Source organism: Algibacter sp., assembly GCF_049667265.1.
Taxonomy (GTDB): domain Bacteria; phylum Bacteroidota; class Bacteroidia; order Flavobacteriales; family Flavobacteriaceae; genus Algibacter_B.
Genome location: NZ_JBATHX010000495.1, coordinates 1 through 5,384 on the forward strand (window position 1 = coordinate 1; position 5,384 = coordinate 5,384).

Sequence of the window (5,384 nt, forward strand, 5' to 3'; positions counted from 1 at the left end):
ATTTTAACTGTTCTGTTTTCTTGTGGAAGTGATAAAGTTATTCTGTTACCAGAAATTGGTCATTCTGAAATTACAGAAATTCTAGATGTTTCACCTGCCTATTTGTTTTACGATGAAACTCAAGTAGATAGTGTAGAACTGAATAGAAAAAACCTAATTAGTACCACAAATTGGTTGATTAACGTGGATAAACGTTTGACACTAAAACGGGTGATTCCTCATATTAAATATTTACAAGATAAAAAGGCTAATTCTAGTCATAAAAAAGAAGGAACTAGAAATTATTTTACTTGTAATGATACGAGTATTAAAAATTTAGGGTTTATTGATTTTACGGATGTTAGGTATCAAAATGAATCACTTGACAATTATTCAGATGCACTTTCAAGTATAGATAGTTTAAGTAATTCAACGGCCATAGCTTTTGAAAAAAACAATACAATAGTTATAGCTAGTACTTCTTTAAAAACTAGATTTTTAGAAACATCGAAAGACAGCATTTCATTTTACATGAAAAAATGTGACACTTTAAACGGAATAATTTTATTGAATTTCAATGAAAATTTATCTTTTCAAAACTACATTGACTATAAGTCTATTATAGAAAATACTGATTTAAAACAAACTGAAATATCAAACAACGAATTCATTTTTAATTAACCCTTTTTTACTAAATTTACAAAAACCCACTTTCATTGGATATTTTCAAAGACCTTTTAAAATTTACCGTTGTAGATATTATTGATGTTATTCTTGTAGCACTACTCCTCTACTATGTTTACAGGCTTATTAAAGGCACGGTAGCAATCAATATTTTTATAGGTATTATTATTATTTATGGTGCATGGATGCTTACCGATTTCCTAAACATGGAATTACTTACCGGTATTTTTGGTGGGTTTATGAAAGTAGGAATCATAGCCCTAATTGTTGTTTTTCAACCAGAAATAAGGAAGTTTTTACTCATGGTGGGTTCTACAAATTTAGGTACTCGAGGTAAATTTTTCCAGCAAATAAAATTTTTAAAAACTGAAAGTAGCGATGAAACCGATGTGGATGCTATAATATCCGCTTGCAATAAAATGTCAATCTCAAAAACAGGAGCACTTATTGTTTTTGAACGTAATAACAACCTAGATTTCTTTGCACAATCTGGCGATGAAATGAATATAAAAGTAACGCAACCTATTATTGAAAGTATCTTTTTCAAAAATAGCCCGTTGCATGATGGCGCTATTATAGTAAGTAATAATGTAGTGAAAGCAACGCGTGTTATCCTTCCTGTAAATAACGAAAAAAATATACCTCAACGATTTGGTTTAAGACACAGAGCCGCTATTGGCGTTACCGAAAAAACAGATGCCCTGGCCTTAGTTGTAAGTGAAGAAACCGGGCATATATCGTATTTTAAAGATGGGGAATTTGTGGTTTTCGAAGATTCTAATGAGCTTAATTCTTTAATTAAAACGGATTTGGCATAATGACTTGTAGAAATTGCAATTCTTTAATTTCAGAATCTAGTATATATTGCAATAGTTGTGGCGAAAAAGCAGCTTTTAAAAGGTTAACCATAAAATCCTTTCTTTTAAATTTTCTTCATGAGTTTTTAAGTATTGACAACAAGCTAGTTAAAACCTTTAAAACTTTGTTTACGAGACCAGAAAACGTTATAAATAGTTATGTAAATGGTTTCAGAAAAAAATATATAAATGCTATTCCCTATTTAGGGTTGACGTTAACACTAATAGGTTTACAGTTTTTTATATTGAAAAAATTCTTTCCCGAATTACTGAATTTTTCATTAGCTCCAAAAGCTAGCAATGAAGTTGCTGATTTTAAAAGTATTATGGATTTAATTTATGACTATCAAGGATTAATAACCGTAATTTCAATTCCGATTTATGCTTTGATTTCAAGATTAATATTTCTTGATTCAAAAAAATATAATACTGCTGAACATTTTGTAATTATATCATACGCCTCAGCGCAACTTTATTTAGTGTCTTTTTTTATTGTTTTAATCTCATTACCAATGGGTGTTAATTACAATAACTTATCGACTTACTTGGCTATTCCTATGTTTTTTTACATGATATTTTTATACAAAAGACTCTATGATTTTTCAGTTATTTCAAGCTTTTTGCGAGCTTTAGCCTATTCTCTACTATCTCTAATATCAATAACTATTTTTGGTACAGTAATTACCATAATCTATTTTATCATAACAAAAATATAATTCTCTAAGCCACACTTTCCTGTAAAAACTGAACTTCATATAAGTTCCTGTAATAGCCATTTTCCTTTTTAAGAAGTTCTGTGTGCGTGCCCTGTTCTACAATTTTACCAGCGTCCATAACAATAATTTTATCTGCTTTTTGTACAGTAGCCAAACGGTGTGCAATTACAATAGAAGTTCGGCCTTTAGTAATTTTATCAGTAGCATTCTGAATGAGTTGCTCAGAATAAGAATCAACAGAAGAAGTCGCTTCATCCAACACTAAAATACTTGGGTTAGTTACATAAGCACGCAAAAACGAAATTAATTGTCGCTGCCCAGAACTCAACATCACGCCGCGTTCTTTCACGTTATAATGATACCCATCAGGCAAGGTCATAATAAAATCATGAATCCCGATATCTTTGGCTGCTTGTTGAACCTCAGCTTCAGTAATCTCAGGATGATTCAAAGTAATATTACTCAAAATAGTATCAGCAAACAAAAACACATCTTGTAAAACCACGGCAATTTGAGTTCTTAAAGATGCTAAAGTCACATCTTTAATATTAATACCATCCACCGAAATGACACCATCTCCAATTTCATAAAAACGATTCAGTAAATTAATAATCGTCGATTTCCCAGCACCCGTAGCACCAACAATAGCCACCGTATCGCCAGCTTTCACATTAAATGAAATCCCTTTCAGTACTTCTTCATCTTGTACATAACTAAAATGTACATTATCAAACTTTATATTTCCTTTAAAAGATGCAGCAACATGCGTTCCTAAATCATCAATCTGAGATGTTGTATCAATCACTTTAAAAACACGTGTTGCAGCCACCATTCCCATTTGCAACGTATTAAACTTATCAGCAATTTGCCGCAATGGTCTAAACAACATGGGCACAAACATAATAAACGCTACCAAATCACCTTGCGACACCGAACTATCCGCTAAAACAACATGCAAACCACCATACCAAGCCACTAAACCAATGGTGATGGACGACGATAAATCAGCCAACGGAAAAAATATGGAGTTATACCAAACCGTTTTAAGCCAACCTTTTTTATGGCGTTCATTAATGGCTTTAAAATTCTCATATTCCACATCCTCGCGAGTAAATGCCTGTAATATTTTCATGCCTGTTAATCGTTCTTGCACAAAACTATTTAAGTTAGAAACCTCATTACGAACATCCTCAAAAGCCTTTTTCATGTACTTCTGGAAAATTCGAGTGGCGTAGAGCAATAACGGCATCATAATAAAAACAATCAGGCTTAATTTAAAATTCAAATTCATCATAAACCCAAAAACAACACCCATGGTCAATAAATCCTTAACAATCATAAACAGGCCTTCACCAAAAATATCTGCAATACGTTCCATATCAGTTACCGCACGAGTTATAAGCACACCAACGGATGAATTATCATAATACTTCATTTTAAAACGAAGCAAATGATCAAAGAGTTTCACACGCACATCCATCACTAAATTTTGTCCTAACCAAGCAGCGTAGTAAATAAACATTAACTGAAAAACGGTTTGTAAAACCAAAACTCCAAGCATCAACATAATGTAAAACAAAAAGTCTTTCTCAATTCTATTTGTAATACTCTCATCAATGGCGTATTTAGTAATATATGGCGTTGCAGCACTAAAAACAGCCAACAAAATCACCAATAAAACCAACCCAAAGAAAACCGTTTTATAAGGCTTTATGTAGTCGAATAAGCGCTTAAAAAGCTTAAAATCAAATATTTTTTCTTTCCTTTTCTCCATTTATAGTTTTATATCCTTAGGATATTCAATATCAGTTAAATACAGACCATGCGCCGGAACAGAAAACCCAGCCTCATTCCTGTTTTTAGATTCAATAATAGTATGCAATTCCTCAACCGCCATTTTCCCCAGGCCAATATTAATCATGGTTCCCACAATGGCTCGCACCATATTTCGCAAAAAACGGTTAGCTTTAATTACAAAATGCAATTCATCGTCATTCACTAGCCATTCTGCCTGCATCACATCACAAAAATAAGTTTTCACATCGGTATGCGTCTTAGAAAAACATTGAAAATCTTTATACTCCAATAACATTTTCGCAGCCGCATTCATTTTCTCAACATTCAAATCGTGCTTCACGTAAAAGCTATTATCCACGTTAAACACATTTTTTTCAACAGCCACGCGGTAAACATACGCTCTACTTAAGGCATGAAATCGGGCATGCGCATCAGGTTTCACTTTAAAAATATCACAAATAGCAATATCGGCAGGCAAAAAAGAATTCAGTTTATAAATTAAGTTCGGCGTATCAAAAACAACATCCGTATCAAAATGCGAAAACATCTGCGTTGCATGTACTCCCGCATCGGTACGTCCAGCTCCCATAGTCGAAATAGACTCCCCCAATAAAGTCGTTAAAGCCGTATCAACAACCTCCTGAACCGTTATTGCATTCGGTTGTAATTGCCAACCATGGTACGCCTTACCATTATAAGAAAGTTCAATAAAATACCGCAATGCCTCTATCCGTTTTGTAAAAGCACAAAGATAGACAGATTTAAGCTTCCTAAAAAGCAAGGTGTCTTAATTAAATATTAAAAGATTTTTTTGAATTTGGGCGTTCCCAAAGGGTCGGGCCTGCCTGCCGGCAGGCAGGCTTTACGTTGCAAGTCCTCGCACCTCCTAAGGTCGGGCCTTGGGCTTTCCTCTGCAATCCCTAACGCGGGTGAGTTTGCTAACATTAAGAGCCATAATTTTTTTAAGGTTATTTTGAAAGGACTGTTTTAAGACATCATAAACAACAGACCCTATAATCCACTCTTTCTAGAAGGGAAACTAATATCCTGATTATTTAAAAATAAGTTTGAACGCAACAGTTTCCCTCCTAAAAAGGAGGGATTAAGGGAGGTGTAAGTAAAACAAGCTAAATATTAATTATATTTACGGGATAACGTTAACAAAAAACTTACTATATCCTGACTTATTTACGAGATATCGGAAATAAAAGTTATTATAGAACGAGATGTGCTTCATTATAAGATACCGCTAATCAATGATAAAATTCTTTAGAAAAATTAGACAGAAACTACTGACTGAAAACAAATTCAGCAAATATTTACTTTATGCCATTGGTGAAATAGTGCTGGT

General features: G+C 33.2%; 5 protein-coding genes. 3 read left to right on the top strand and 2 right to left on the bottom strand.

Annotation, left to right across the window (positions count from 1 at the left end; genetic code table 11):
• The 3 genes from WBN21_RS16850 to WBN21_RS16860 form a co-directional block, all read left to right on the top strand.
• Window positions 1-660, top strand: a 660-nt coding sequence (locus WBN21_RS16850) for a hypothetical protein (protein ID WP_424202356.1), incomplete at its 5' end; no start/stop codon positions are given.
• Between the two features lie 35 nt (window positions 661-695).
• Window positions 696-1,481: a diadenylate cyclase CdaA gene (cdaA, locus tag WBN21_RS16855; protein WP_424202358.1), complete on the top strand. Its 786-nt coding sequence runs from the start codon at window positions 696-698 to the stop codon at window positions 1,479-1,481.
• On the top strand, window positions 1,481-2,236 hold the full coding sequence (locus WBN21_RS16860) for a DUF3667 domain-containing protein (RefSeq protein ID WP_424202360.1): 756 nt from the start codon (window positions 1,481-1,483) through the stop codon (window positions 2,234-2,236). Before cdaA ends, WBN21_RS16860 begins: the two co-directional genes overlap by 1 nt.
• 4 nt (window positions 2,237-2,240) lie before the next feature.
• Here WBN21_RS16860 and WBN21_RS16865 read toward each other — a convergent pair whose 3' ends face one another.
• Both WBN21_RS16865 and truA read right to left on the bottom strand, forming a co-directional pair.
• Window positions 2,241-4,010, bottom strand: a complete 1,770-nt coding sequence (locus tag WBN21_RS16865; protein WP_424202362.1) for an ABC transporter ATP-binding protein — start codon at window positions 4,008-4,010, stop codon at window positions 2,241-2,243.
• Entirely contained in the window at window positions 4,011-4,754 is a 744-nt protein-coding gene (truA, locus tag WBN21_RS16870) for a tRNA pseudouridine(38-40) synthase TruA (protein WP_424202364.1), read from the bottom strand.
• Window positions 4,755-5,384 lie beyond the last annotated feature (630 nt).